Origin of the sequence: Thermostichus lividus PCC 6715, from assembly GCF_002754935.1 — a bacterium.
GTDB classification, from domain to species: domain Bacteria; phylum Cyanobacteriota; class Cyanobacteriia; order Thermosynechococcales; family Thermosynechococcaceae; genus Thermosynechococcus; species Thermosynechococcus lividus.
The window spans coordinates 998,616-1,024,364 of the sequence record NZ_CP018092.1; the positions used below are offsets into that span (position 1 = coordinate 998,616).

Sequence of the window (25,749 nt, forward strand, 5' to 3'; positions counted from 1 at the left end):
AGATCTTTGATAGGATGAGCCTCAAGGAGTTGCCGCCTGTATTGCCCATGAACCTTGCCAATCAGTTCCAAAGCGGTTTCACCCTCTTTCTGAGTTTATTAGTAGAGGCATTTCCGTTTCTTTTATTGGGAATTCTCCTCTCCAGTCTGTTACTGCTGTTTATTGATGAACAGGCGCTGATCCGCCGCCTGCCGCGATCGCCGCTGTTAGGGGCATTGGTGGGTAGTTGCATTGGCTTTTTGTTCCCAGTGTGTGAGTGCGGCAATGTGCCGGTCGCTCGCCGGCTGCTTGTTCAAGGAATGCCCGCCTCGGTGGCTATTGGTTTTTTGTTGGCGGCTCCCACCATTAATCCAATTGTGATCTGGGCAACGTGGATTGCCTTTCGCGATCAACCGGAAATTGTTGTTTTTCGAGTGCTCTTTTCGCTGGCGATCGCCACCATCGTTGGCTGGGTCTTTAGCTGCCAAGCCGATCTACGCCCTTTTTTGCAACCCACCGTCACAGCGATGATGCCGCGCCCCCAACCCGAAACCGTTGCAGTTCCGGCACTGCTGCAATCCGGCACCTACCTGCTAAGTTCCCCGGGTCAACCCCTTGCCCTTGACACCCTCACCCTAGCCCCTAGGGTCTCCCCCCAACCGTGGCCACAACGGCTACCGCTCCTGCTGGATAACATTCTCCAAGAGTTTCGGGAGCTAGGGGGGATTTTAGTCCTTGGTAGCCTCATTGCCGCTGCCATTCAAGTGGCCGCCCCCCGCGAACTGATCCTCAGCCTAGGCCAAGGCCCCGTCATTTCCATTGTGGCCATGATGATTCTGGGCACCGTTATTTCCATTTGCTCAACGGTGGATGCCTTTTTCGCCCTTGCCTTTGCAGCGACCTTCACCCCCGGTGCCCTGTTAGCTTTTTTAGTCCTTGGGCCAATGGTGGATCTCAAAGGCATTGGCCTGCTGCTGACCATTTTCCGTCCGCGGGCGCTGATCTATATCTTTATACTGGTGGCACAACTCACCTTCTCTCTTTGTCTATTTCTGAATTTGCAGTGGAGTTAGCCGTGGTCGTCAAACCAGACTGGTTACGGGTCAAAGCCCCGCAGTGGCAGCGGGTTGGCAATGTCAAAGAACTGCTACGGGATTTAGGCTTAAATACTGTGTGCGAAGAAGCCTCCTGCCCCAACATTGGCGAGTGCTTTAACGAGGGGACAGCAACATTTTTAATGATGGGCCCTGCCTGTACCCGTGCCTGTCCTTACTGCGACATTGACTTTGAAAAGAAACCCCTCCCCCTTGACCCCACAGAGCCCGATCGCCTTGCCGAAGCCGTCGTCCGGATGCAGCTCAACCATGTGGTCATTACCTCGGTGAACCGCGATGATTTGGCGGATGGAGGAGCGAGCCAGTTTGTTGCCGTCATTCAACGGATTCGCGATCGCGCAGCCCGCACCACCATTGAAGTTTTAATTCCGGATCTGTGCGGCAATTGGGAGGCACTTGATCGCATCCTGGCGGCTGGCCCAGATGTCCTCAACCACAATACCGAAACAGTGCCGCGCCTCTACCGCCGTGTCCGCCCCCAAGGCAGCTACCAGCGCAGCCTAGACCTGTTACAGCGTGTCCATGAAACAACACCGTGGATCTACTCGAAATCCGGCATTATGGTTGGTCTCGGGGAAACTGTTGCCGAAGTGGAAGCGGTTATGCAGGACCTGCGACGGGTGGGCTGTGACATCCTCACCATTGGTCAGTACCTGCAACCTAGTTCTAAACATCTAGGCGTGCAAACCTTTGTGCATCCAGAGCAATTTGCAGCTTGGCGCACCCTTGGCGAATCTATGGGCTTTTTACAGGTGGTGTCGTCGCCGCTGACGCGGAGCTCCTACCATGCCGAGCAGGTACGCTCACTGATGGCGCAATACCCCCGCCAACGCCCTTCACAACAGCTGTCTTAATTGGCATGACATCCTCCCGACGCTGACCCTACGGGTGCAGCCCGAAACGTATCGCTCCCTGCACCCCTCATTAGTTAAGATTTGGGTTGCGTTGGTGGTGCCTGCTCCGGGGGCGGTTGTTGTTGCCACACAGCAACGCCAATACCCAGTACCAGCGCCACGGTCACGGCAATGACCACAATCCATAGCAGCGGAGACTGGGGCGGGGGCGAGGGGGTAAACCGCACCGTCTTTTCAACCATGGGGGGCGGCACGGCATTAAAGTTCGTTTCTTCCACACCTTCGTGCTCCTGCTCTTCATCAACAATGGTGGCGGTCGTCGTCAGGGGGACTGCCTTAATGCTGTGATAATTGATGCTGTTGAGATATTTCGTAAATTCAGCCTCTGCCATGGAAACGGTGGTGTAGTGGGCTTTGACATGGCCGCCGAAGCTGATTTCATCCCCGGGGTTAAGATTATGACTTTGAACCCGTTTACCATTGACCAGAATGCCATTGGCACTTCTTTTGCCATCGGCATTGCCATCGACAATGCGATAGCGGTAGCCCGAGGGGGAGGGTAAGCGTAATAACAAGGCATGTTGTCGTGAGACACCGTGCCCCTGAATCACGATTGCGTTACTGGCGTCCCGCCCCACCGAATAGGTGGCGGCATCTAACGGAATGGTTCGTTTTCCCGTTTCATCTTCGATGTTGAGCAGATGATACTCACTGTTACTGTCCATTAGGGAACCACCTCAACAGCAACCGTAACACCTTTATATTACTTGGGCATCAGCAGTATCTGGTAGGATCAGCAAAGTAAACTTCCCCTGACTTCAGTCAGGGGCTTTCAGTAGCCCTGAGCCTGTTATGTTCTGCAAGAGAACAAGACAAGCCCGAACCTCTAGGCTGGTTTACAACAGCCCCCAAAAGCGCAATTACACTAGCACCATTGAAATCTGCGTCTCCTGTCCAGCCACAATGCCCGCACTTAAACTGCTTCCCAGTGCGATAGGACTGCTTTGGGTCGGGGTAAATATGCAGGCATCTGTGGCAAGTTTGACTACTGTAGCGAGGATTAACTAGCACTATTCCCACACCTGCTTTGAGTGCCTTGTAGCTAATGAAGCTACGCAGTTGGTAAAACGCCCAACTGTTGGCACGCCTACGCTCTGTTTTAGAACGAGGTACTTGATTAGTGCGCTCCCGTATCCCTGTCAGGTCTTCCAAAGCAATAACACTGCCCGTTGCTTTTGCCCTTGCCACAATAGTCTTAGAAATGCAGTGGTTTACCCATGCCTGAAAGCGTCTCTCCCTGCCAGATAGCCGTTTCACCAGTTCCCGACATCTACGCCTAGAACTGCGTGTGCCTTTACTGGCTTTCTGCTGGAGTACCGCCCTCAGTTTGGAGTAGTGGTCTCGTACCTTAGTTAACTGCTGTCCATGCCAGTTGTCTCCTTCCGATGTATGTGCAATGTCTGTCCTACCAAAGTCAACGCCCAAAACCCCATGTCCAGTCTGAGGTTCTGGCACTTCTTCCTTTACTTGGATGTGGATATAAAACTTACCATCTTTGCGTTTGCAGAGAGTGGCAGAAGTAGGCTTCTTGCCCTTGAGTTTTTCTATCTGGTAGTTACCCACCACTAAGGGAATGCGTTCCCGTCCGTTTAGGGTGGAGAGGCTAACGCATTGTTCTTTCGCTCTGTAGTCAAACAGGCGAGCATCATAATCCACAGAAGTAGCCCTGAATCCCTTAACCTTTCCCACCTTGCGGTTAGCGGCAACTCTGGCACAAGCCCTGACAGCCAAGTTAGCGGTTAAGCCGAATTGCTGTCGTACTGCTCTGTAAACTTCTTTCTGAATACGGTTCTTGTTAGTAATGCTGGGGCAAATGGTACTGTTGATGTATCTGCAAGCCTCAGCGAAGCCCTGCAGAACTTGGTCTAGCTTGACAATTTGCTCTGCAGTGGGATTTAGTTGACAGACAATGGTCAGTATTTGCTGTGGCATGAGTTCATTTTATGCGCCTAAATGGTAATATGGCAACTGAAGTTGCTAAAGAGGCTTTCCTCCCCGCACTGAAGTACGGGGCTTCCAGCCCTACCCGATGTGAGTTTGCAAGCGATGGTTACTTCTTTGCGTGTTGGGCTAGGGAAATGGCTGATACTGCTCAGCGTTTTCTCCCTTGCTCCTGGATGCTATGCGACTACGATGCCGCAAGCATCGGTGCCTGCGCCCACCCCAAGTCCTCTGTACACTGCTGTTGATGAATTTGGGCAGCCAGCCTTTCAAATTGATGGTCGTGCTCTGTTTCGCGATCGCCCCTTGCCCAGCAGCCCTATTGTCACCGCTCCGATGAAACTGTTGCGGGTGTTACGCAATACGCGGCAGTATTTTCACGAGTACGGTGTAGCGGATCCGGTGGTGCAGCGCGAGGGGGTTCTTGCTGTCCAAGGGGTGAGCCTCACGGACGTATTAGCCACCCTTGATTTTATGATTGCCACCCTCACGGAGGACATTAGCAATAAACGCCCCATCCGTTTGCAAGATCCAGCGTTTATCAATCAGCATTTTCGGGTGATCCAGTGGCTCCCCCACAATCCTCGCGATCGCCAACAAACCCAGCAGCTGCGTCTGACCAACTACGCCGTTTTCACCCACACTGGCTCCCGCAGCCGCACCGCCACCTACAATACTGCCCTCTACGCCCTGCCCGATCGCCAACCAGATCAGCCGGAAGATACCTTTTATAGGCAGTTAACGAAGCAGCAGGTGCTCGCAGGTATTTTTGAACCTGGTGGCGCGCTGCACGGACGAGTCCGACCACTGGCGTACCTCACCCGTGCCGCCTTTGAAGATGCCCTGATGCAGGGAACCATCCTAGTCAACTTTACGGATGGCGGCAGTGCCTTTTTTAATGTGGATCGCAACAATGGTATTGCCTTTGTTAAAGGGGTGACGCCTTACGATCAGCGGCGTTACTGGTACTTTCGCCAAGTGGCCGCCATCAAAGGCTATGGCAGCAGTATTGAAAACAAGATCAACATTGAGCCAGAAGTGACCTTTGCTGGGGATGTCTGGAATGTAGGGTTGGGTCGCGTGGTCATGATTGAAGATACGCGCGGTGGGCGATCGCAACTACGCCTAGGGGTCATTGCCGATACGGGTGGGGCGTTTGCACCGAACCTGTACCAATTAGACTTTTTGGCTGGCATTTTCCCCAATCCCTCAGCGTACCAAGCGGTTGCCCGCACTCTACCGGACTATGTCCGGGGCTACATCCTCATCAAAAAGTAGGTATGTGGCGAGACCCTGCTCCATACCCTAGCCCTTAAGACTGGGGGAGGGGAATACATTTGCCGTTGTAATGGTTCATGGCTGCCTCTAGCCCCGCTTCGATACTGTGGTCAATAGCCGCCACGGCAAGGTCGAGGACGTGGGGCAACACCATTAGTTCAGCCGCTGAAAAGTTCCCCAGCACAAAGGGAACAGCGTTGCGAGGGCCGGTTTGGGTGAGGCGATCGCCAAAGGCAATCCCCACCTTTAAGCGCGGAAACTCTTGAGAGTGAAAGTGCTGCACAATGGACTTAATGCCGTTATGCCCCCCTGTTGAGCCACTCAAGCGCAGCCGTAGTCGCCCTAGGGCAAGGTCGGCATCGTCATAGACCACAAGGGTACGCGCAAGGGGTAGCTTATAAAAATTTAAGAGGGCATACAGCGATCGCCCCGAGCTATTCATATAGGTAGTGGGCTTAAGAAGGCGAATTTTTTGGCCGTGCAGCACACCTTCGCCCACGTCCCCCAAAAACCGCCGCTGCGCAGTTAGGGTAATCCCATGCCGCTCGGCAAAGGCATCAAGCACCCGGAAACCAATGTTATGCCGCGTTGCCGCATACTCACCGCCGGGATTTCCTAGGCCAACAATGACACAGGGTTGAATGAGTGCCGCCATTACCCCTAGGCTGAAGGCTCGCGGCTAGACTCACCCTCAACAGCAGTCTGCTTTTCCTGCTCAAGGGCAGCGGTCTGCCGTTTCATCTCATCTTGGAATTCGCGGGAGGCTTCCTCAAAGGCGCGTTTGGTTTTACCCAAGCTGCGGCCAATTTCCGGCAACTTTTTCGGACCAAAAATGAGCAATGCCACCACCAGAATCACAATTAGTTCCGGCAGACCAATACCAAAAACGTTCATTACCTATCCCAGAGCTTTCCAACTCACGTTAACACCATCGAGGATGAGTGTCGAGTTGTAAATCTGGAGGATAATCAGCAAAAACACCAAAAATAACCCCATGAACACGGCCATTAAGGGAGTGGTGCCCCAACCAGGAGCAACTTTACCGTATTCCGAGTTAAGGGGGCGCAGAACATCGCCAAGCCAAGTACGTCGTGCCATAAATGCCTTTTGGTGAACTAAATGAACAGCGGTTTAATGTTTCGTAATATTATAGAACCATATCTTGTTCACATTTTCGATCTATCCTATGGAACCTGCAATAGTTCTTAGCATTGGCCTTGCTGCGGTCTGTATTGGCGTTACTGGCTACTCGATCTACCTCTCCTTTGGGCCACCCTCTAAGGAGTTGGCGGATCCCTTTGACGATCACGACGATTAGAGGCCTTCGATGGGGACACCCAAGAAGCTGGCGATCGTTGCTCCTTGGGTTTCTAGCTCCGCAAGGGGCAGCGGTGCACCCACGCGCGTTAGCGGAATGTCGCCCCGGCCTTTGATCTTGAGGTAAAGGCTACGCTTGGGGTTTAGCCCGTCTTTGATGACAATCTTGAGGGCTTGGACATCACTGAGGGGGCAACTGACTTCAATCTGGCGATGTTTGCCGGGAAACCCCCAGCGAAAGATGCGCACAAAACCTGTCTCTTTATTAAATTCATTAAACCCGCCACCAACGTCCCAAGCGATCGCCAACCAGAGGTAGGTGGCCAAGAGCAGCGCCGCCACCCCATAAAAACCGATGGCAATCCCTTGGGGAATAAACGCTAGCTCTAGCGGGTTGCCAATGGGTAGCAGGTTCACGTGCAGATAGCTCGAAAGACCTGCCAAGAAAAACCCCAGCCCACCGATGGAGACAACAGTTGCCCAAAAGTAATTACTCAGACGGCGGGAGCCGAGCACCGCATAGCGAAGACAGGATTCTTGACGGGGAGACTGCTCAGTTACGGTTGGGTTCGCCATAGCTGCAATTCATGAAAGGATTAGGAATGAGGAGCCTGCTGGGTATTCCCCTAAGCTCTCTATCCTATGGTACACGGTGCCGCTCCTGTGCCTTCAGGGCATTGAGCAGGTGGTGGCGATCGCCCTCAAGAGCCTGATCCAGCTGCGGCAAAAAGACATTATCAGGCCAAAGCGCTTGAAACAGAGTCACCATGGGTAAATTGTCAATGGCAATAAAAAAATCCGTGGGTTGCGGGCCATCAATGATGCGGCTGTTGACCCCAAAGCCAGCCCGACGATAGCTGATTCCCACCGCTGGTGCGGCTGAGCGCAACCAATTGAGGGGATTGTTTTGCCCCCGGAGGGAGCGCACAATCTGCTGGAGTTGCTCAGTATTGATGGTGGTGCCAGCCCCATACCGCCACGCGGTTTCCAGTAGCAGCAAGCGGTTCCGTTCGTCATACCATGCCCGCAGGAAAAGCTGCCCCACGTTGGGGGGATGGGGAGCTTCATGGGGGGTGCTGGGGAACTCACTAATGGTTAGCAGCGGCTCTAAGAGATCGCGAAAGGCAGAGGGCGGCAGGGCGCTCAAACGGTCTTTGGCGGCTGCTAGGTTTCCCTGCCACCACTGCAAAACGGTGGCAATTTGGCGGACGTACTCAGCAGCGGCACTCGTTGGGGGCAGTTCTGTTTCGAGTTGGGCATAGCGACGGCTCACGGCTTGGAGAACGGGGGGATAAAAGGGGGCAAGGGGAGCACTGCGCCATGCTGGGCTGGTGATGAACAGTGGATGGCGCAGAACTTCTAAGGTGAGCGCCTCTGTCGCTAGCTCAGGTTGATTGTTGGCAATGAGAGCCAGCCCCAAGCCAAGAAAGTTCCCCCGTTTGGCAGGGACAAGCTGAGCGGCTTGGGCAAACGCTGTGGCGGCTTGGGCAAATTTCCCTTCACGCCAGTAGAGCCAGCCCACATTACTGTAGCCAAATTCTAGGTAAGGAGAGCGTTCAATCCCTTTCTCGAATTCGGCGATTGCCGTGCGTAGCAGCGCAGATTGCGCCTCGACAGTCTCTGTTTCTATGCCCCGTTGACCGTAATTCCAGCCCAGTTGTAGTGGATAGTAGGGCTGCCACGGTGCTAACTCCTGCGCCTGAAATAATTTCTCGGTAAACCTGTTCCACTGGGGTGGTTCCTCAAGGAGGGCTAAAAAGCCGTCACTGGCCGCCCACCAAGCGCGATGGATGGGGGTTAACCATGCGATCATTGCCATCATCACCCCTAACCCACTGGCCACGAGTAACAGTGCCCAGCGCGGTCGCAGTCGGTTCGGAGGATTTTGGTGCTGGCCAGTGCGCAGTAGGGTTGCCAACAGGGTGAGTTCCAGCAACAGCAGCCCGCCAATGCCAATATTGTCTAACTGAAAGTCCGTGAGGCTAAGGATGCTATAGCCAAGCAGCGCCAGATATATTGCGAGAGCCAAGCGCTGCTCATGAACGCTCAACTGCAGCCACCAGCGACGATAGCGCACGGCCCAATAGGTTAAAAGAACGATGCCTAAGACGAAAGCGCCAATTCCCCAAATCCCTAGCTCAGCCCACAATTGCACGGGGGTACTGTGGAGTTGATAGATCCACTCCGCTTCGCGACCTGCCCAGGCAGGACGGTAATGCTGATACCACAGGGGGACACTCCCTAACCCATTGCCCGTCAAGGGCTGGGCGGCTCCCATGCGCCACCCCACAATGCTGGTGATCCAGCGGTAGGCCAGTTCCGCACCTTGACCGCCTTGACTCAGCGCCACTAGACTGCGCCGCAGGCGATCGTTGGCCAAGGCAATCACCAGTAAGCCAATGATCGTCAGCCCCCCCATCTGAAGCCACCGCCGCGAAGCCTGCCGTTGCTGCCAGATCAAGCCGATGAACAGGGCGATCGCCATCGCCATTAAGCCAAGGCCACCCCCCCGCGAGAAGGTGGTGTAGAGATCCACCAGACCCAATAGGAGCACCCCCAACCAAAAGGGGCGCGATCGCCACCAGCGAGACTGCGGCTTAGCCTGTAGTGCCAACACCCCCACCAAGGGCAAGGCCAGCAATAGATAGCCCGCCACATAGTTTTGATGCCCAAAGGGAGCCCAATTGCGCAGCTCAAGGGCATCGGTATTGATCTGAAGTGACAATCCTTGGGTACTGAGCGTTGCTTGGCGCAGCCATTCTGGCACCAATGTTGTCCCCAGCCATACCCCCAAACTCACCACCACAAAAGCTACCGTCAGATACCCTTGGGCTTGCACCAGTTGCCAGCGCCGTTCTGGCGATCGCAGCCATGCTCCAAGGGGATAGATAACGGCCAGTCCCCCTAACAACGCCCAACCATACCAACGCGCCTGATTGGGAAAGGCACTAACGGTTCCCGAAATGGCCAACCCCGCTAGGAGCAGCAGTACCACCCCATCCAAGCCATTGCCAAGGGGTTGCACTCGCCGCTGATAGGCCAACACCTGTAAAAACCACAGCAGCGGCACCCCTAACGCAGCTTGCCATAGCAGCACCCACGGCCACGCCACCATCAGACTATGACTATCGGGAAGCAGGGTAAAAAAGGCATACCCCGCTGCTGTCAACAGACCGAGCAGAACCCCCTCTTGCTTAGTGGCCTGCTCTGCCCAATGGGGTTGCACCTCAGCCATAGGTCAGACTAAAACCCAAGGGTATAGGGGTTGAAGCCACCCCAGCCACCCAACTCATCTAAGCCGATTTGGTCGCCGCCAGTGCTGTAGATATAGTTGGGGCTGCCGACATAACCATCGTTAACCAAGGCATAGTCCTGAGCTTGACGAATCACATCGGCAACCGCCTGCCGTTGGGCTTGCTGGGCAGCTTGATCCAGAATTTGACTATCCTGTTGGAGATTGGGGGCAGGCTGGGTCAGGGGCAGCCCCTGAGCTTCAATTGGCCCCCCTTGTTCGAGGGGAGCAGCCGTGGCTCCTTGGGCAAGGGGTTGAGCAACACGGTGCTGGCGTTCTTCTCGCTCAAGGATTAGAGCCATGGCCGTACCACTCCATAGGAGTCCCATACCCAATCCTAGGGTCAGCGCACGTCTGAACATCTGGCTCTCCTGCAATCGTTCCTACAGATTCTAACGTATCCCCCCTTTAACCCAAGGTTGCCACCACCCGTGCCATTGCCTCGATTACATTTGCTTGGCTATTAAACGCTGAGAGGCGCAGATAACCTTCTCCGGCTGCCCCAAAGCCCGCTCCTGGGGTTCCCACAACGTAGCAGGTGTGTAGCAGCGTATCAAAAAAGTCCCAACTGCTCATGCCGTTAGGGGTTTTCACCCACACGTAGGGGGCATTCACCCCCCCATAAACCGCCATCCCTGCTTTACTGAGGCGATCGCGAATCAGGCGGGCATTTTCAAGGTAAAGGCTCACTAATTGGCGCACTTGGGTTTGACCCTCTGGAGAATAGACCGCCTCAGCACCGCGCTGCACAATGTAGGAAACGCCGTTAAACTTGGTGGACTGTCGCCGTTGCCACAGTGACCAGAGATCTACAGCGTCGCCGCTAGGGGTATAGCCTTTCAGCCCCTTGGGCACAACTGTAAAGGCGCAACGGGTGCCCGTAAAACCAGCATTCTTAGAAAATGAGCGAAACTCGATGGCACAGTCCCGTGCGCCTGGAATTTCGTAGATGGAGTGGGGGATGGCAGGATCGGTGATGAATGCTTCGTAGGCAGCATCAAAAAAGAGAATAGCGCGGTGCGTGCGGGCATAGTCCACCCACGCCTGCAAATGCTCGCGGCTGGCCACCGCACCCGTTGGATTATTGGGAAAGCACAAATACACCAAGTCAACGGGGTCACTGGGGAGGGTGGCGGTAAAGTTATTTTCGGCGGTAATGGGTAAATACACTAATCCGGCATACTCGCCGCGATCGTTGGCCTCGCCGGTATGCCCTGCCATGACGTTGGTATCCACATAAACGGGATAGACCGGATCAGTCACAGCAATTTTATTGCTATCACCAAAAATATCCAGAATATTGCCGGTATCACATTTCGAGCCATCGGAGATAAAGATTTCACTGGCATCAATGTCGCAGCCACGGGCTTGAAAATCATGGGCCGCAATTTTTTCACGCAGCCAACTGTAGCCCTGTTCGGGGCCATAGCCTTTGAAGGTGGCGCGATCGCCCATCTCCTCCACCGCTTTGATCATGGCTTCACGGCAGGCGGCGGGCAAGGGTTCGGTCACATCCCCAATGCCTAAGCGAATGAGGGGAGCATCGGGATGATCCTTGAGAAAGTGATTGACGCGGCGGCTAATTTCCGGGAACAGGTAACCGGCTTTTAACTTGAGGTAGTTTGCGTTAACAACAGCCATAGGGGTGGAGGTATCGAAAATATAACGGCAACTAACGGCAGGGCGCTGCATCCATACTCTGCGCTCTACGCAATCGTGGCTAGAACAAACAAAGTGTATCAGGATTCGAGGACGGCGGTGAGACGAGTCTGGGCAAGGTCTAGTGCCGCTGCTAATTTTTCTGGCTGTGAGCCACCCGCCTGCGCCATGGTGGGCCGACCGCCGCCGCCCCCACCACAGACCTTGGCCAGTTCTGCCACCAATTGACCGGCATGAACCCCCCGCTGCACCACCTCTGCGCTAGCCGTTACAATGAGATTCACTTTCGCTGGGGCGGGTTGAGTCCCCAGAACCACGACCCCTTGCCCCAGTTTGCTCAGGAGCCACTCCGCAGCGGTTTTTAGACCTTGGGGATCCACACCGTCTAAGCGGCTAATGAGGACGGCGGTGCCACCGATCGTTTGCACGTCCCCTAGCAGGGCCTGGGTTTTGGCAAGGGCTAGCTCGGTGTTAAGCTGCGCTAGCTGCTTTTGTTTGGTTTTGACCTCCTCTTGGAGTTGGCTGACTCGCTCTAGGATCTCGTCTGGTTTGGCTTTGAAGCGATCGCACAGGTTCCGGACAATGGCATCCCGCTGCTGTAAGTAATCGCGCACGGCAGCCCCAGCAATGGCTTCAATGCGACGAATACCTGCGGCAACGCCACTTTCACTAATGATCTTGAACAGGCCAATTTCGGCGGTATTGCTGACGTGGGTGCCGCCGCAGAGTTCCATCGAAACCCCCGGAATATCCAGAACGCGCACCTGTTCGCCGTATTTTTCCCCAAACATAGCGATCGCCCCTTTGGCTTTGGCCTCGTTGATCGCCATGATGGTGGCAGAGGTGGGATGGCTTTCGCTAATCCAAGCATTGACTTGATCTTCGACCTGTTGCAGTTCGTCGTGGCTGAGGGCACGGGGGCAGTTAAAGTCAAACCGCAGGCGATCAAAGGCAACAAGGGAACCTGCTTGGGCAATATTCTCGTCAATGAGTTTTTTCAGAGCCGCTTGCAACAGATGGGTAGCGGTATGGTGTGCCTGTACCCGCCGCCGACAACTCAGGTCAATTTGGGCGGTGAGGCGATCGCCCACCTTGAGGGTGCCCCGCTCCACTTTGCCATAGTGGATAAACACCTCCCTCTGTTTTTGGACATCGGCAATACGCACAAGGCAATCGGTACCTGCTAAATAGCCGCGATCGCCAATTTGCCCGCCAGACTCGGCATAGAAGGGGGTTTGCGCCAAAATGACTTGGACATTGTCCCCCGCTGCGGCGGTCTCTGCTGGATGCCCCCCCACAAGGAGAGCAGTCACAGTTGTGGTCACAGCAGACTGGTTATAGCCGCAGAATTCGGTAGGATGCAGTTCCTCGCCCAGGGAATCTAGCCCTTCTTGCACTGTAATATCAATGGTTTCATGAGCTGCTTGTGAGCGTTGGCGCTGCTCGGCCATACAGGTTTCGAACCCAGCGACATCGACACCAATCCCCTGCTCAGCAGCAATCTCTTGCGTTAATTCCAGCGGAAACCCATAGGTGTCAAAAAGAATGAACGCATCGCGCCCCGACAGTTGAGCAGCCTTCTGTTTCTTGTGCTTTGGCCGCTTCAGGGGTGCTAGCATATCCGCCAAGAGCTTCTCGCCGCGATCTAGGGTTTTGAGGAACTGCTCTTCCTCGCGCTGTAACTCACTGAGAATCACTGAGCGCCGCTCTTGCAAGTTCGGATACACTGGAGCCGCCAACTCTATTGCCACCGTGGCCAACTGGGGGGTGATGACATCGCTAATGCCCAGCAAACGGCTATGGCGGACAATGCGCCGAATCAGCCGCCGCAGCACATACCCACGCCCGACATTGCTGGCGGTGACCCCATCAGCAATGAGGTGCACCACTGCCCGACTGTGGTCGCCAATCACCTTTAGGGATGTTTGTTGGCTGGCATTTGCTCTAGAGTAGGTCAGCCCCGCTAGGGTTGCTGCCGCTGTCATGATAGGGAAGATCAAATCCGTTTCGTAGTTATTAGGAACGCCCTGTAGCACCTGCGCCATGCGCTCTAGCCCCATGCCAGTATCGATATTTTTGGCGCTGAGAGGGGTGCGATGCCCTTCATCGTCTTGGTTCAATTCCATGAACACCAAGTTATATAGCTCAATAAACCGGCGATCGTCCTCCAGATCAATAGCGTCCAAGCCCTTTTCAGGGTAGAAATCATAGTAAATTTCTGAACACGGGCCACACGGACCCGTTGGGCCAGCACTCCAGAAGTTACTGTCTTCGCCCATGCGTTGAATGCGCTCTTTGGGCAAGCCCACTTGGCGATGCCAAAGCTCAAACGCCTCGTCATCCTTTTCAAACACGCTCACCAAGAGGCGCTCTTCCGGCAGGCCATAGACGGTGGTCATCAGTTCCCACGCCCAGGCGATCGCCTCCGCTTTGAAGTAATCCCCAAAGCTGAAATTTCCCAGCATTTCAAAGAATGTGTGGTGGCGGGCAGTGCGACCCACATTTTCGATATCATTGGTTCGCAAGCACTTTTGTGCCGTCGTGGCACGAGGCACGGTTCGCGGCTGCTGCCCCAGAAAAATTGGCTTAAAGGGTAACATTCCAGCAATGGTGAGCAAGACCGTTGGATCCTCAGGAATTAACGAGGCGCTGGGGAGGATCGTATGTCCCTTGGCGGCATAAAACTCAAGAAATTTTTGGCGAATTTGATCACCACTGAGGGCAGTGATCGCCGACGAAGAAGGGGACGAAGTCATAGTAACGGCATCTCGACGGGGTAGCAGTCAGACTACTATTATAGAGATGTGGGCGGGCTAAAACCCCTCCGCTTTAGCGAGGGGATACAGCCAACTCAGGGGGCTTTAGCCCTCTCTATGTGTTAAACTAGAGACGTGGAAAGTAGGCGTATCAACTACGCGAAGAAACATCCTAGTACGGAGAGATCCCGGCAAGTAAGTCACTACCGCTTTGGCGGCAAGCCTAAACCACTGCAAGCAATGGCAGGATGTTGAGCGTATCGAATTGGCTAGTGTTGAAAAGCGCGAAACCACGAACCGAAACATAAACGTAGTCCCAATAGCAGAAATGCTTGAGGTGAGTAGGGGGTCTTTGACTGCCCCCACCCGCATTAAGTTGTGGGTGACAGCTCAAGGGAAAAGCGAAGCAACGCGGCTTCAGCCCGTTGCGTAGCATCCTTTGGGAATCCCCTCTCTTTCAAGGAGGGGAGAAGTCAAATTTGCTTAGCCCTGCGACAACGGCCACCCCCTAAATTCGTTGGGGAGGGGAATCGAGTGCCGTAAACAGTAGCGCAAATACATCAATTGCCGCCCAAGGTAATTATGCCCTTGGCGATCGCGCCCACAACCCCAATAGCTATCTACAGGAGAGTCTTCTACAAGATCCTCCTCTTCAGTTGCCAGCAATAACTGGCGCAACGCTGCGTGAGTCGTAAACTTAGCCACCAGTGCCCGCCACATTACCTGCTGCTTAACCTGTTCCCAATCCTGACGCACCGGATAGGTAGGATCACGCCCCAATTGTGCTGCCGCACGAGCAGTGGGGGCAGTGCGAATCCTATGGCCAAGCGCATCATAGGCGGTTCCTAAAAACTTATGGGCTTGGTAATAATGCTCTACTGTTGGCCAGTAGTAATTGTCCAACCAAAATCCATGACGAGAAAAATTTGAAAAATCACCATAGGCATCTTTAAGATGATAAAAGTAAATTGTCATTGTTGTCAAATATCGAGGTAGCGCACCACAATTATTAATTATTAAAGGATGAGGCTGAAGCTGAGATCATCATGACGCAGATGAGGAATTAATTGTCAAGCCAAACGAGATCAAGTGCAGGGTCATCGCCAGAAATACCTGTGGCATCACCGTTCGGCCTGCCACTTGCCAGAAGGATTTAGGGTGCGGTTTGCAAACGCGGGATACGCCTGCCCCACCTTGCGTTTTGTAAACGCTATATTATTTTTCTAGGGATTCAGCTATCACTAGGGTATTGCCCTCCACTCCAGAAGTATTGAAATTCAAAAAGAACGGTAAAGAAAAAGCCTAAAAGCGGAAAACCTTTTAGACTTGACGTTAGTTATTTAACGTCAAAGGGTTAACATGGGGAATGCTGCGAAAAGATTGCGTGGATGGCGCATTTGGACAGTTCTTGTCTTTACTGGAGTGGGTGTGCTGGAAATGGGGAGGGTACTTTGCGAAAGTCAATCCCAACGGCACTTGCCAAACCTGTCCGAGCAGTGTTGCGACTGTTAGCAACAGCTTGGAGGTGAGAGGACATCGTTGTTCTGAGTGTGGGTATCGAATGCATCGTGACCATGCGGCATATGCTAAAATCTACGATCTGGCATTATAGATAGCGTTTACCTATGCCCAAAGTTCTGGTTTCCGATCCCATTGAGCAGGTGGGGCTTGATTTACTTGCCCAAGTCGCCCAAGTCGATGTCAAAGTTGGCCTCTCCAGCGAAGAACTCATCAAAATTATTCCCGAGTACGATGCGCTGATGATTCGATCAGGCACTAAGGTGACCAAAGATGTAATTGAGGCGGCCAGCCAACTGAAAATTATTGGCCGTGCTGGGTAGGGGTCGATAACGTTGATGTGCCTGCGGCCACCCGCAAAGGCATTATGGTGGTCAACTCTCCGGAAGGGAATACTATTGCTGCGGCTGAGCATACTCTGGCATTGATGCTGTCCTTGGCACGCCATATTCCTGATGCTAATGCCTCGGTCAAAGGTGGTGAATGGGATCGTAAACGCTACACGGGCGTGGAAATCTACAAAAAAACCCTTGGCATCATCGGTCTAGGCAAAATTGGCTCCCATGTGGCTACCGTTGCTCGTGCGATGGGGATGAAGCTCTTAGCCTACGACCCCTATCTGTCAACAGAGCGCGCTGATCAACTGGGGTGCCGCCTTGTGGAGTTAGATGTCCTGTTTGCTGAGTCTGACTTTATTACCCTGCACCTACCCAAAACACCGGAAACCCAACACCTGATCAACGCCAATACCATTGCCAAAATGAAGCCCACGGCTCGCATTATTAACTGTGCTCGTGGCGGCATCATTAATGAGTCAGACCTAGCGGCAGCCTTGAAAGCAGGTAAATTAGCAGGAGCTGCTCTCGATGTGTTTGAAAACGAACCCCTCGAACCCGACTCAGTGCTGCGCTCTCTGGGAATGGAAGCCATTTTAACACCTCACCTCGGTGCCTCAACTGAAGAAGCTCAGGTCAATGTAGCCATTGATGTGGCCGAGCAAATCCGAGATGTGCTGCTGGGGCTGCCCGCACGCTCTGCGGTCAATATTCCGGGGTTGCGGCCAGATCTACTTGAGCAATTGTCACCCTATATGCAGTTGGCGGAAACGCTGGGGAATCTGGTTGGCCAGTTGGCAGGAGGACGGGTTGAAGCCCTTGAGGTACGCCTCCAAGGGGAGTTGGCAACCAATGACAGCCAACCCATCGTGATTGCGGCGCTGAAGGGGTTACTCTCTCCAGCCCTACGGGAGCGGGTCAACTATGTCAATGCAGGCTTAGAGGCGAAAGAGCGGGGGATTCGGGTGGTGGAAACCCGCGATGAATCTCAGCGAGACTATGCTGGCTCCCTAACGCTGATTGCTAAAAGCTCCTCTGAAAGTCGTTCCGTCTCCGGTGCCTTACTTGGTCACAGTGAGTTACGCATTACCAGTATTGACGATTTCCCGATTAGTGTATCGCCTACGCGCTATATGCTTTTAACGCTGCACCGCGATATGCCGGGTATTATTGGCAAAATTGGCTCGCAGTTGGGCAGTTTTAATGTGAATATTGCCAGTATGCAGGTAGGACGCAAGATGGTGCGCGGCAATGCGGTGATGGTGATCAGTCTTGATGACCCCCTGCCGGAGGGGCTGCTGGAGGAAATTCTCAAGGTTCCCGGTATTCGTGATGCCTACATCGTCAACCTTTAGGCTATTTGTGTGATTCAACGCTGGTGGGAAATTTCGGTCACCTGCCAAGCCGCCGCTGAGGAGGTTGTCTATTGGCGGCTGCAATGTTTTGGTTGCGAGGGGGTGGCCACCCAGCAGCAGCAGGGTCGTATTCTGATTCAGGGGTATGTTCCCCAGCAGCAGATCACGCTGTTGGATATTGCTGCGTTGGGTGTATGGATTGAACAGGATGTGGTGGCGCAGGGGTACTTGCCGCCTAAGCTACAGTGGCAACTGGTGAATGAGCAGGACTGGGCCCATAGTTGGCAAGCCTACTGGCATCCTTTACCGGTGGGCGATCGCCTGTTGATTTGTCCTGCGTGGGAGGATCCGGCGATTGACGAGCAACGCTTTTTGCTGAAGCTAGATCCTGGCATGGCCTTTGGCACCGGCACCCATGCTACTACCCAACTGTGCCTCGAAGCCTTGGAAATGCAACTGGACGATACCTTTGCGCCCCTGCCGCCGACGGTTATTGCGGATATTGGCTGTGGCAGTGGCATCCTTTCCATCGCAGCATTGCTGTTGGGAGCTACCAAGGTTTATGCCGTTGATGTGTCTGATTTGGCTGTGATTGCAACCCAGCGAGGAGCCGCGCTAAATCATATTTCTCCGGAGCAATTGGTGGTTGCCCAAGGCAGTTGGGAGCAAGTTCCTGAGCCGGTGGATGGTATTGTCTGCAATATCTTGGCATCAGTGATTATGGAGTTGGTGCCCCAGTGGACACCCCTTCTGAAGCCGAAAATGTGGGGGATTTTCAGCGGCATTCTACTTGAGCAAGCAGATCAGGTGGCCGCCGTCTTAGAACAGCAGGGCTGGAGCCTAGGCAGTGTTTGGCGACGGCAGGAATGGTGCTGCCTGAATGCTCGGTTTGAACCTAACGCCTATCGCTGAATGGTCAGAAATTCGCTAGGCTAGGGGAAGCAGAATGACTACGGAATGGCTAGGAATGGTATCTGCAAAGGATAATAGGATGTTTGTTAATAGTTGCTGACCTTTGCAGTGGCTGGATCTAAGTTCCTCAAAAAAATGTCTCATAGTCCGTGGGCGATTTCTGTTAGAAAGGCTACAATCAATGAGGTTTTAGTTAAAATTGGTCAAAAGATTCCTACTACGTGCCAGCCGTCCATCTGCGCCTGCTCCCTGACCACTCGTGTCATACAGGACTTCTGTCACTAAACTACGGTTGTCAGCACGGTCAGCTGTGGGGTCAACACCTATAACCACACCCCCAACCCATTTGCTCTCGCGTCATCTCGCGAAACGCTGGATGTGGCGATGTGGGCAGCGGTTGGGTACTACTGTGAACCATGCATTATTAGGGAGACTTTAAGAGGACAACGGCATGACCCAAGCGAATGTACTTGACGTTTACGAACCCGCAACGAACCCACTTGAAGATGAGGTTGCTCTCCTCAGGGACTACGGCCTTGATGCTGTGGACACCGACGATGAGGAGAGCGAAGACTTTGAGGAGGTCAGTGACGATCTTGACGACAAGCCTAGCAAAGGTCGTGCCAGTCGGCGGCGCACTCAGGTTAAGAAGAAACACTACACGGAGGACTCAATTCGCCTCTATCTGCAAGAGATTGGCCGCATTCGCCTCCTGCGGGCGGATGAAGAAATTGAACTGGCGCGCAAAATTGCCGATTTGTTGGAAATGGAGCGGGTGCGCGATCGCCTCAGTGAACAGTTGGGCTGCGATCCAGAGTACCTTGAGCGGAATCCGGCGCAATGGGCAGAGAGCTTGGGAATGTCCCTACGGGATTTTCGGCACCGTCTGTTTGTCGGGCGCAAAGCCAAGGAAAAAATGGTGCAATCGAACCTGCGGCTAGTGGTGTCGATCGCCAAAAAGTATATGAATCGGGGGTTATCGTTTCAGGACTTAATTCAAGAGGGCAGTTTAGGGCTGATTCGCGCTGCCGAGAAATTTGATCACGAAAAGGGCTATAAGTTTTCCACCTATGCAACGTGGTGGATTCGCCAAGCCATTACCCGCGCCATTGCTGACCAGTCCCGCACCATTCGGCTGCCGGTGCACCTCTACGAAACCATCTCCCGCATTAAGAAAACCACGAAACTTCTCTCCCAAGAAATGGGTCGCAAACCCACTGAAGAGGAAATTGCCGATCGCATGGAAATGACGATCGAAAAATTGCGTTTTATCGCCAAGTCTGCCCAGTTGCCGATTTCCTTAGAAACGCCTATCGGTAAAGAGGAAGACTCGCGCCTAGGGGATTTCATTGAATCCGATGGCGAAACCCCCGAAGATCAGGTTTCAAAGCACCTATTACGGGAAGATTTGGAAACCGTATTGTGTACCCTTAGCCCCCGCGAGCGGGATGTGTTAAAACTGCGGTATGGTTTGGACGATGGCCGCATGAAAACCCTAGAGGAGATTGGGCAACTTTTTAATGTGACGCGAGAGCGCATCCGTCAAATTGAGGCCAAGGCACTCCGCAAACTGCGCCATCCCAACCGCAATAGCGTTCTTAAGGAATACATTCGCTAAGGAGTACTCTATGTTGCGCCCCCTCATTACCTTAACCCTTGGTGTGACCGTAGCAACCCTAGTTGCGCCTCAACCGGGTCGCGCCCAAGCCTGTGCCTATGTTAAGGGCCTAAGCCAAAGCGTTGGCAGTACGTCGTTTTTGGAGGGGGGGACGCTACCCCTAGGTCTAGGGGCGGGTGCCGTGGCGATCGGTGCTGTGGGGGTTACCCTGTGGCAACGCCAACGCCGCGCCAACGCTAGCACTCGCATGACGACACCAGCTTCTGGGGTGGAACTGAACGTGGTTCTACCGGAGTCAGAAGCTACGGTGAGTTCAAAGGCGGAAGACGTAACACCGATTGCTTAGGCGAAGGCGATCGTGATTGGCAGCGATCGCCACCATGGGGGTATTCGTTGACTGTCGTGGCATTGCCCAGTCGGATACCCTTTTACTATTTTTATTGTTAGTGTTTTTCCAGCTTGGGAACCACCGCCGTAATCTGGCGATTAAAGGTCGCGTCAAAGGTATCAGCGCCCTGAAATAGATACCAAACTGCTTCAATAACGCAGGCAATGCGGGCGATCGCCCCCAAGGAGCCATGCTCAACTGTTATTGGCGAAAAGAGGATCCCAAGCAACAGGTAAAACACGCCCCACAGCGGTTGCCGGAGATAAAACTTGTGAACCCCGGGCACGAGAATGCCCGTCAACGCCAGACCGATGGCGATCGCCCGGTTACGGTAGCCCATACTCACTCCCGTTGATGACATACTCTAATAATCACCAATAATCAACAGTAAAGCACTGCGATTGAATCAACGATTTAGGACTACCTGCAGACCCTTGACCTCCATTTCAATTATTACTGCCACCTATAACGCCGCCGCCCACTTGCCCGGCCTCATTGAATCCATCCGGCAGCAGAGCGATCGCAATGTGGAGTGGATTGTCATTGATGGTGCCTCTGAGGATGGCACCTTAGACCTCATCAAAGGCGCATCAGACGTCATTACCGACTACCTCAGTGAACCGACTTTGGCATTTTCCATGCCCTTAATAAAGGGATTCAACGCGCCTCAGGGGACTATTACCTAGTCGTTGGTGCCGATGATCGCCTCGACCCGATGGCGATCGCCCACTATAAACGCGCCGCAGCAGAGACCAAGGCTGATATTATTTGCGCCAATGTTTACTCAGAGCAACATCAACTCATTCAGCCAACAGGAGGAGCCATTTGGCACCATGGTGTACAATCCTTTACCACGACTCACTCCGTTGGCACACTTATTCGCCGGGTGCTACACCATACCTATGGCTACTACTCCCATCGGTATCCTACCGCAGCCGATGCTGCCTTTATTCTCAAGGCAACTCAACAGGGGGCTAGTACAGCTAGAGCCAATTTTGTTGCTGGTCAGTATAATACAAAAGGCTTTTCTTACCGCTATAAAGCTGCACTACTCTGCGAATTATTTATTATTCAGAAGGAGTTTTTCCCGAAATGGCTGCAATTGCTACTATTAGTTTATCGCCTTATCAAAAATTATGCTCAGCTTTAATCTGTAATGCAGTACCGAATCCTAGCTCATATTACAGGGTACAATGATTCAAATTCCCTCAATAAATGTATTGATAGTCTGTTAAAGCAAACCTACCAGATTTCAGAACTATTGATTATTGATAATTCATCCACCGCTTTAGCAATTAGTGTTCCCCTAGGTAAGATATCTCTGAACGTTCAGCATCACCCCGAAAATATTGGTATGGCTGGCAGTTTGTGCCAAGGCATTCAATATGCAGTTAATCATGGATTTGATTTTATTTGGACATTTGATCAAGATAGCTGTCCGACTGATGATACACTAGAAAAATTAATTACTTTCTATACAAATTTTTCAAAAAAAGATCAAATCGGTATTCTTGGTTGTGTAGCTGTTGATGATAGTACGGGTCAAAAAGACGGTGGATTTTTGTACAAAAATTATCGATTTCAGAAAATTTCCTGCGATCTCTTAAATACTTATTATGAATGTGACGCTGTAATCACTTCAGGGTCACTGATTAACTGCCAAATAGCACCAAACGTACCACTGCCCAATACATTGCTGTTTATTGATGCAGTTGATTTTGATTATTGTATGAAAATCCGCCAGCACAATTATAAAATTTTTATCCTAAATGAGGCAGTTCTAAGACATCGATTTGGTAACTCAAGAACCGTCTATCTTCCCTGTCGCTCCCATGCAACCTACTTATACACCTATTCAACCCTAAGATATTTTTACGTCCATAGAAACCATACCTACCTAGAAACCCGCTTGGCGCGTAACCTTTTCTTTCAAGTCTTGTCTGTTGCCTACCGTGTACTGAAAGCCATCAGAAAGGTTGGGGTTATTTTAATTTTTGAAGAATCAGACAAGCTCTTAAAGACCTATGCCTGCCTTAGAGGTACAGTAGATGGCCTACTCGGCCGCCTAGGTAAAACATGGCACTGAGGGTTCAGGGTTGTTTTAGGCGCATCATTTCTGTTTGAATTCGCTGGCTGAAAGCATTGTCCTGCTGTGCCCGTAGTGTAATGGCATTAAATTGTTCAAGGGTCATATTGTATTTCTTGAGCACCTGCATCGCATCCCGAGTATAACTAGCACAAATGGTTTCCATGCCACTGGGGATATTTTGCGGACTCATGGCAAAGCAGGAATTTCGGGGGATTTGCCCACCCGCCAACGCTTGCGCTTGGCGATAGTATTTTTGGCGAATGGGTTCAATTTCTAAGACAACACGAGCATAGTTGATGAGTTCCCACGGAGCAATGACATCGGATTGGGATGCTGCTTGCCCTAAAGAGATACTAGGAATCACACTTACGAAAAGTAGGCTCAATATAGTGCCAGAAAAAATCATGGGCAACAAAGTCCAACGCATCCTCTGTGCTACCACCACGCTAGGGACATTATCTATACACTTTACTTGGAATCCTCTTGCTGGATTCAGGTTCCCGCTCTTGGACGTGTGAGGTTTGCAATACAGAGCATGACCGAGACGTGAACCCTGCGATCAACATCAGAAATGAAGCCTTGCGGAGATTGGAGTTAGGAACTCGCTCTACTGCCTTTGGGAGGGAACGTAAGTCATCTGGTAAGACTTCGGTTTTGTTAGATGCTGTCCCCGTTGAACAAGGAAGCCGCTTATCTATCCCGTAGCGATGATGAGCGGTAGTTCACCCACCCTCAAGCTAGTCTATGCCACGTATGGTGGGTATAGCAGCAATAATGCCATTCTCGGCATTACTGAATGGAGCGATGAATCAGAGGCCAACAGGTATTTTTTGAAACTTCAAATAATACAGCGGATTCCTTAATAAGTGGGTACACTCTTTTTGATGGTGTTTCAGGAAGAGAGTGTGTTCATGGCTGCCTTAGCTCTCGATTGACGGACGCGCATTGTGACGTCTGATGAGTCAGGAACAACGTCGATCCGGAAACTAGCCGCCCAGTTCCAAGTGAGTAAAACAACCGCCCACACGCTCATGAAGTTGCAACGGGAAACCGCAGACGTGGCTCCCAAACCAGCCCGAGGGGGCAAATCCAGTGCGCTGGTCGCTCAAGATCCAGACTACCCCTTGTCGCAATACTGTGAGGTGTGGCTAGACCGCACTGGGATGGATAGTGCTCAACGTACGATGTGCCGATGTTTACAATGGCTTGAGTGAACCTGAAAAAACCAACACGCCAAAGCCAACTAACATCGGCGGTTGTCCAGCAGCAATGGCACCAATTCTGGTCACGCATCACTCAAGAGTCGGTTGACAATCTCGTCTTCCTGGATGAGATGGGGATATTCGTCGGCATCATGCGAGACATGGCTCGGCATCTGAAGGGAACACGAGCCGATGACTTTGACGGGGTGTACCGGGGTAAGCGTTGTTTATCTGCCTCCCTATTCACCTATTGTACTCATTGCTGCTACTGTGCCAGCTAGTTATGCAATCTGCTGGATGCAATGCCGAAATTTACCGAAAAATGCTGTAAAGCCCCTGCCTTTAGGCATGGGGAGTATGTCAATGCTGGTGAATCTAAATCTCACAATTTAATTCCCCCAACCGCTGGTTAAAGCGCAGGTTTTCGCTATAGTCCACGGCAACATCAATGATGGTGGGCACCGGCTGCTCGAGGGCTGTTTTCAGGGTGGGAATAAAATCGGCAGTGGCTTCAATGCGATAGCCCTTGAGACCCATGCTGTCCGCTAGTTTGACAAAATCAGGGTTGCCAAAGTGGACGTAGGCCGGCTCGCCAAAGTAACGGTGTTGCTTCCACTCAATGAGGCCATAGCCGCCATCATTAAAAATAATGGTGGTGAAGTTGGTCTTCATCCGCAGTGCAGTTTCTAGCTCTTGGAAGTTCATCATAAAGCCACCATCACCGGTGACCGCTACGACGTGGCGATTGGGGTGCACAAGCTTAGCCGCCACTGCCCCCGGTACAGCAATGCCCATGGCGGCAAAGCCATTGGAAATTAAGCAGGTATTGGGGCGATCGCAGTGGTAATGGCGGGCAATCCACATTTTGTGAGCACCCACATCGGAAATAACAATGTCGTCAGGCCCCATGACTTGCCGCAAATCATAGATGATTTTTTGGGGTTTGACGGGAAAGCTATCGTCTTGGGCAAACTGGCAATAGTCGGCAACGATCTCTTGTCGCAGTTGCAGGGCATAGGGGGGGGCTTTGTCCTGGCGATCGGCGCGCTTGAGAATTTCGTACAGAGAATCCGAAATATCCCCAACCACTTCAACCACAGGGATATAGCTACTGTCAATTTCAGCGTGGGTTGCTGCAATGTGGATAATCGGCAGGCGGCCATCAGGATTCCAGCTTTTGGGGGAGTATTCAATCAGGTCATAGCCAATGGCAATAATTAAATCGGCATGGTCAAACCCACAGCTAATGTAGTCCCGCTGCTGCAACCCCACTGTCCACAGGGCTAAGGAGTGCTGATAGGGAATTACCCCCTTGCCCATAAACGTATTAGAAACAGGAATATTGAGTTTTTCCGCAAAGTGGGTCAAGGCCGGGGCTGCATGGGCACGAATGGCACCATTGCCCACCAAGATTAAGGGGTTGTCAGCTTGGCTAATCAGTTCCGCGGCCTTGAGGATGCTTTGAAAGGAGGCGTAGGTTTTCTCGGCGGGTTGGGGCTTGAGGGGATAGCCTTCGACGGGCATGGCCGCAATATTTTCTGGTAGGTCAATGTGAACAGCGCCAGGCTTTTCGTTTTGCGCGATCTTAAAGGCTTTGCGGACAATTTCCGGTGTGATACTGGGGCGGACAATCTGTGCATTCCACTTGGTGACTGGGCTAAACATGGCCACCAGATCAAGGTATTGGTGGGACTCGATGTGCATGCGATCGGTGCCTACTTGCCCTGTGATGGCCACAAGGGGTGCGCCATCTAAATTGGCATCGGCAACCCCTGTCATGAGGTTGGTGGCTCCTGGCCCTAGGGTCGAAAGACACACCCCTGCCTGACCTGTTAAACGGCCATACACGTCTGCCATGAAGGCGGCGCCCTGTTCATGGCGGGTCGTTACAAACTGAATGCTGGAGTGGCGTAAGGCTTCGAGAACATCAAGGTTTTCTTCACCGGGAAGGCCAAAAATATATTTCACGCCTTCGTTTTCAAGGCATTTGACGAGGAGTTCAGCAGTATTCATGGGGTAATGGTGGGTACTACCTTCAATCCTAATCTGTTATCCGTGGGCAAACCTGAAGATGTTTGCAA

General features: G+C 52.6%; 26 protein-coding genes and 1 pseudogene. 13 read left to right on the forward strand and 14 right to left on the reverse strand.

Annotated features, from left to right (window positions below):
• Positions 1-47: 47 nt before the first annotated feature.
• Both BRW62_RS05015 and lipA read left to right on the forward strand, forming a co-directional pair.
• A complete protein-coding gene (locus BRW62_RS05015) occupies positions 48-1,052 on the forward strand; it encodes a permease (protein WP_099799839.1) in 1,005 nt (334 codons plus the stop codon).
• Positions 1,053-1,054: 2 nt separating this feature from the next.
• Positions 1,055-1,948 (forward strand): lipoyl synthase, encoded by an 894-nt coding sequence (gene lipA / locus BRW62_RS05020; protein ID WP_198406224.1) that lies wholly within the window; start codon positions 1,055-1,057, stop codon positions 1,946-1,948.
• Positions 1,949-2,022: 74 nt separating this feature from the next.
• On the opposite strand, the gene BRW62_RS05025 is transcribed toward lipA, so the two are convergent.
• Together BRW62_RS05025 and BRW62_RS05030 are read right to left on the reverse strand one after the other, a co-directional pair.
• On the reverse strand, positions 2,023-2,673 hold the full coding sequence (locus tag BRW62_RS05025; RefSeq protein WP_099798546.1) for an FHA domain-containing protein: 651 nt from the start codon (positions 2,671-2,673) through the stop codon (positions 2,023-2,025).
• Between the two features lie 97 nt (positions 2,674-2,770).
• A complete protein-coding gene (locus tag BRW62_RS05030) occupies positions 2,771-3,940 on the reverse strand; it encodes an RNA-guided endonuclease InsQ/TnpB family protein (RefSeq protein ID WP_099798547.1) in 1,170 nt (389 codons plus the stop codon).
• Positions 3,941-4,141: 201 nt separating this feature from the next.
• On the opposite strand from BRW62_RS05030, the gene BRW62_RS05035 reads away from it, so the two are divergent.
• On the forward strand, positions 4,142-5,227 hold the full coding sequence (locus BRW62_RS05035) for a hypothetical protein (protein ID WP_227517587.1): 1,086 nt from the start codon (positions 4,142-4,144) through the stop codon (positions 5,225-5,227).
• Positions 5,228-5,261: 34 nt separating this feature from the next.
• Here BRW62_RS05035 and pth read toward each other — a convergent pair whose 3' ends face one another.
• The 3 genes from pth to psbH are packed head-to-tail and all read right to left on the reverse strand — an operon-like array spanning position 5,262 to position 6,325.
• Entirely contained in the window at positions 5,262-5,882 is a 621-nt protein-coding gene (gene pth / locus BRW62_RS05040; RefSeq protein ID WP_099798549.1) for an aminoacyl-tRNA hydrolase, read from the reverse strand.
• A 5-nt stretch (positions 5,883-5,887) separates the two neighbouring features.
• On the reverse strand, positions 5,888-6,121 hold the full coding sequence (locus tag BRW62_RS05045; RefSeq protein WP_099798550.1) for a TatA/E family twin arginine-targeting protein translocase: 234 nt from the start codon (positions 6,119-6,121) through the stop codon (positions 5,888-5,890).
• 3 nt (positions 6,122-6,124) lie between these two features.
• On the reverse strand, positions 6,125-6,325 hold the full coding sequence (gene psbH / locus BRW62_RS05050; RefSeq protein ID WP_099798551.1) for a photosystem II reaction center phosphoprotein PsbH: 201 nt from the start codon (positions 6,323-6,325) through the stop codon (positions 6,125-6,127).
• Positions 6,326-6,413: 88 nt separating this feature from the next.
• Between psbH and psbN the strand changes: the two genes are divergently transcribed.
• Positions 6,414-6,545, forward strand: a complete 132-nt coding sequence (psbN, locus tag BRW62_RS05055) for a photosystem II reaction center protein PsbN (RefSeq protein WP_099798552.1) — start codon at positions 6,414-6,416, stop codon at positions 6,543-6,545.
• On the opposite strand, the gene BRW62_RS05060 is transcribed toward psbN, so the two are convergent.
• The 6 genes from BRW62_RS05060 to BRW62_RS05085 form a co-directional block, all read right to left on the reverse strand.
• Entirely contained in the window at positions 6,542-7,120 is a 579-nt protein-coding gene (locus BRW62_RS05060; protein WP_099798553.1) for a photosystem I assembly protein Ycf4, read from the reverse strand. The two genes, psbN and BRW62_RS05060, sit on opposite strands and share 4 nt — an antisense overlap.
• Before the next feature lie 64 nt (positions 7,121-7,184).
• Positions 7,185-9,779, reverse strand: a complete 2,595-nt coding sequence (locus tag BRW62_RS05065; protein ID WP_099798554.1) for an O-antigen ligase family protein — start codon at positions 9,777-9,779, stop codon at positions 7,185-7,187.
• An 8-nt stretch (positions 9,780-9,787) separates the two neighbouring features.
• Positions 9,788-10,165 (reverse strand): hypothetical protein, encoded by a 378-nt coding sequence (locus tag BRW62_RS05070; RefSeq protein ID WP_157768329.1) that lies wholly within the window; start codon positions 10,163-10,165, stop codon positions 9,788-9,790.
• Between the two features lie 79 nt (positions 10,166-10,244).
• Positions 10,245-11,477, reverse strand: coding sequence for an LL-diaminopimelate aminotransferase (locus tag BRW62_RS05075; RefSeq protein WP_099799840.1), 1,233 nt, complete (start codon positions 11,475-11,477; stop codon positions 10,245-10,247).
• Positions 11,478-11,575: 98 nt separating this feature from the next.
• On the reverse strand, positions 11,576-14,251 hold the full coding sequence (alaS, locus tag BRW62_RS05080; RefSeq protein ID WP_099798556.1) for an alanine--tRNA ligase: 2,676 nt from the start codon (positions 14,249-14,251) through the stop codon (positions 11,576-11,578).
• 483 nt (positions 14,252-14,734) lie between these two features.
• Positions 14,735-15,226, reverse strand: coding sequence for an NADAR family protein (locus BRW62_RS05085; protein WP_099798557.1), 492 nt, complete (start codon positions 15,224-15,226; stop codon positions 14,735-14,737).
• 391 nt (positions 15,227-15,617) lie between these two features.
• On the opposite strand from BRW62_RS05085, the gene BRW62_RS15100 reads away from it, so the two are divergent.
• From BRW62_RS15100 to BRW62_RS05110, 5 genes and pseudogenes are all read left to right on the forward strand, one after another.
• Positions 15,618-15,863 (forward strand): transposase, encoded by a 246-nt coding sequence (locus tag BRW62_RS15100; RefSeq protein WP_227517588.1) that lies wholly within the window; start codon positions 15,618-15,620, stop codon positions 15,861-15,863.
• Between the two features lie 13 nt (positions 15,864-15,876).
• A pseudogene (gene serA, locus BRW62_RS05095) lies at positions 15,877-17,459 on the forward strand (phosphoglycerate dehydrogenase).
• A 9-nt stretch (positions 17,460-17,468) separates the two neighbouring features.
• Positions 17,469-18,371, forward strand: a complete 903-nt coding sequence (gene prmA, locus BRW62_RS05100; RefSeq protein ID WP_099798558.1) for a 50S ribosomal protein L11 methyltransferase — start codon at positions 17,469-17,471, stop codon at positions 18,369-18,371.
• Between the two features lie 451 nt (positions 18,372-18,822).
• A complete protein-coding gene (gene rpoD, locus BRW62_RS05105; RefSeq protein ID WP_099798559.1) occupies positions 18,823-19,989 on the forward strand; it encodes an RNA polymerase sigma factor RpoD in 1,167 nt (388 codons plus the stop codon).
• A 10-nt stretch (positions 19,990-19,999) separates the two neighbouring features.
• Entirely contained in the window at positions 20,000-20,335 is a 336-nt protein-coding gene (locus BRW62_RS05110; RefSeq protein WP_099798560.1) for a hypothetical protein, read from the forward strand.
• 97 nt (positions 20,336-20,432) lie between these two features.
• Here the strand turns inward: BRW62_RS05110 and BRW62_RS05115 are convergent, their stop codons facing one another.
• Entirely contained in the window at positions 20,433-20,738 is a 306-nt protein-coding gene (locus BRW62_RS05115; RefSeq protein WP_227517591.1) for a TM2 domain-containing protein, read from the reverse strand.
• A 73-nt stretch (positions 20,739-20,811) separates the two neighbouring features.
• Between BRW62_RS05115 and BRW62_RS14590 the strand changes: the two genes are divergently transcribed.
• Genes BRW62_RS14590 through BRW62_RS05125 form a run of 3 tightly spaced genes read left to right on the forward strand, consistent with a single transcriptional unit; the run spans position 20,812 to position 22,463 of the window.
• Positions 20,812-21,063, forward strand: coding sequence for a glycosyltransferase (locus tag BRW62_RS14590; RefSeq protein ID WP_198406167.1), 252 nt, complete (start codon positions 20,812-20,814; stop codon positions 21,061-21,063).
• Positions 21,033-21,527, forward strand: coding sequence for a glycosyltransferase family protein (locus tag BRW62_RS05120; RefSeq protein ID WP_250644963.1), 495 nt, complete (start codon positions 21,033-21,035; stop codon positions 21,525-21,527). The genes BRW62_RS14590 and BRW62_RS05120 overlap by 31 nt, the downstream gene beginning before the upstream one ends.
• 6 nt (positions 21,528-21,533) lie before the next feature.
• Positions 21,534-22,463 carry a glycosyltransferase family 2 protein gene (locus BRW62_RS05125; RefSeq protein WP_099798562.1) on the forward strand — a complete coding sequence of 310 codons (930 nt, stop codon included), beginning with the start codon at positions 21,534-21,536 and terminating at the stop codon, positions 22,461-22,463.
• 4 nt (positions 22,464-22,467) lie between these two features.
• On the opposite strand, the gene BRW62_RS05130 is transcribed toward BRW62_RS05125, so the two are convergent.
• Complete coding sequence (locus BRW62_RS05130) at positions 22,468-22,830, reverse strand: DUF4168 domain-containing protein (RefSeq protein ID WP_198406168.1); 363 nt, start codon at positions 22,828-22,830, stop codon at positions 22,468-22,470.
• Positions 22,831-22,949: 119 nt separating this feature from the next.
• Between BRW62_RS05130 and BRW62_RS15105 the strand changes: the two genes are divergently transcribed.
• Complete coding sequence (locus BRW62_RS15105) at positions 22,950-23,171, forward strand: zinc ribbon domain-containing protein (RefSeq protein ID WP_198406169.1); 222 nt, start codon at positions 22,950-22,952, stop codon at positions 23,169-23,171.
• A gap of 872 nt (positions 23,172-24,043) precedes the next feature.
• Here BRW62_RS15105 and BRW62_RS05140 read toward each other — a convergent pair.
• On the reverse strand, positions 24,044-25,681 hold the full coding sequence (locus BRW62_RS05140) for an acetolactate synthase large subunit (protein WP_099798564.1): 1,638 nt from the start codon (positions 25,679-25,681) through the stop codon (positions 24,044-24,046).
• Positions 25,682-25,749: the final 68 nt, after the last annotated feature.

What these genes read in the sequence shown, in the direction of transcription:
- BRW62_RS05015 (WP_099799839.1), top strand. Translation starts at nt 48, where the DNA reads ATGAACCTTGCCAATCAGTTCCAAAGCGGTTTCACCCTCTTTCTGAGT.
- BRW62_RS05025 (WP_099798546.1), bottom strand. Translation starts at nt 2,673, where the DNA reads ATGGACAGTAACAGTGAGTATCATCTGCTCAACATCGAAGATGAAACG.
- BRW62_RS05030 (WP_099798547.1), bottom strand. Translation starts at nt 3,940, where the DNA reads ATGCCACAGCAAATACTGACCATTGTCTGTCAACTAAATCCCACTGCA.
- BRW62_RS05035 (WP_227517587.1), top strand. Translation starts at nt 4,142, where the DNA reads ATGCCGCAAGCATCGGTGCCTGCGCCCACCCCAAGTCCTCTGTACACT.
- pth (WP_099798549.1), bottom strand. Translation starts at nt 5,882, where the DNA reads ATGGCGGCACTCATTCAACCCTGTGTCATTGTTGGCCTAGGAAATCCC.
- BRW62_RS05045 (WP_099798550.1), bottom strand. Translation starts at nt 6,121, where the DNA reads ATGAACGTTTTTGGTATTGGTCTGCCGGAACTAATTGTGATTCTGGTG.
- psbH (WP_099798551.1), bottom strand. Translation starts at nt 6,325, where the DNA reads ATGGCACGACGTACTTGGCTTGGCGATGTTCTGCGCCCCCTTAACTCG.
- psbN (WP_099798552.1), top strand. Translation starts at nt 6,414, where the DNA reads ATGGAACCTGCAATAGTTCTTAGCATTGGCCTTGCTGCGGTCTGTATT.
- BRW62_RS05060 (WP_099798553.1), bottom strand. Translation starts at nt 7,120, where the DNA reads ATGGCGAACCCAACCGTAACTGAGCAGTCTCCCCGTCAAGAATCCTGT.
- BRW62_RS05065 (WP_099798554.1), bottom strand. Translation starts at nt 9,779, where the DNA reads ATGGCTGAGGTGCAACCCCATTGGGCAGAGCAGGCCACTAAGCAAGAG.
- BRW62_RS05070 (WP_157768329.1), bottom strand. Translation starts at nt 10,165, where the DNA reads ATGGGACTCCTATGGAGTGGTACGGCCATGGCTCTAATCCTTGAGCGA.
- BRW62_RS05075 (WP_099799840.1), bottom strand. Translation starts at nt 11,477, where the DNA reads ATGGCTGTTGTTAACGCAAACTACCTCAAGTTAAAAGCCGGTTACCTG.
- alaS (WP_099798556.1), bottom strand. Translation starts at nt 14,251, where the DNA reads ATGACTTCGTCCCCTTCTTCGTCGGCGATCACTGCCCTCAGTGGTGAT.
- BRW62_RS05085 (WP_099798557.1), bottom strand. Translation starts at nt 15,226, where the DNA reads ATGACAATTTACTTTTATCATCTTAAAGATGCCTATGGTGATTTTTCA.
- BRW62_RS15100 (WP_227517588.1), top strand. Translation starts at nt 15,618, where the DNA reads ATGCTGCGAAAAGATTGCGTGGATGGCGCATTTGGACAGTTCTTGTCT.
- rpoD (WP_099798559.1), top strand. Translation starts at nt 18,823, where the DNA reads ATGACCCAAGCGAATGTACTTGACGTTTACGAACCCGCAACGAACCCA.
- BRW62_RS05110 (WP_099798560.1), top strand. Translation starts at nt 20,000, where the DNA reads ATGTTGCGCCCCCTCATTACCTTAACCCTTGGTGTGACCGTAGCAACC.
- BRW62_RS05115 (WP_227517591.1), bottom strand. Translation starts at nt 20,738, where the DNA reads ATGTCATCAACGGGAGTGAGTATGGGCTACCGTAACCGGGCGATCGCC.
- BRW62_RS05125 (WP_099798562.1), top strand. Translation starts at nt 21,534, where the DNA reads ATGCAGTACCGAATCCTAGCTCATATTACAGGGTACAATGATTCAAAT.
- BRW62_RS05140 (WP_099798564.1), bottom strand. Translation starts at nt 25,681, where the DNA reads ATGAATACTGCTGAACTCCTCGTCAAATGCCTTGAAAACGAAGGCGTG.